Origin of the sequence: Parafrankia sp. Ea1.12, from assembly GCF_900465275.1 — a bacterium.
Lineage (GTDB): Bacteria > Actinomycetota > Actinomycetes > Frankiales > Frankiaceae > Parafrankia > Parafrankia soli.
The window spans coordinates 1-339 of the sequence record NZ_UBIZ01000724.1; the positions used below are offsets into that span (position 1 = coordinate 1).

At 66.7% G+C, this 339-nt stretch carries 1 protein-coding gene; it reads left to right on the forward strand.

The window, feature by feature from the left end; translation table 11 throughout:
• Positions 1-339, forward strand: a 339-nt coding sequence (locus FMEAI12_RS35975) for a transposase (protein ID WP_146776868.1), incomplete at both ends; no start/stop codon positions are given.

Here is a 339-nt window from a genome sequence, read left to right on the forward strand (position 1 = left end):
TTCGTGGCCATCGACATGTCACCGTCCTACCGGGCCGCCGTGCGCACCGGCCTGCCGCACGCCACCGTCGTAGTTGATCACTTCCATGTCGTTCAGCTCGCCAACAAGACGCTCAATCTGGTGCGCCGCCGTCTGACCCGCACACACCGCGGCAGACGTGGCCGGGCCGGAGATCCGGAGTGGAAGGCCCGGCGCAAGCTGCTGCGCAACCGGGAGGATCTGACCGACGCTGAGTTCGAGCGGATGTGGAACCCGCTGATGGACCAGGGCCCGATCGGCCAGGCGCTGCTGGTGGCCCGAGATCGAAGCCTTCCTGAACACCGGCATCAGCAACGCCAA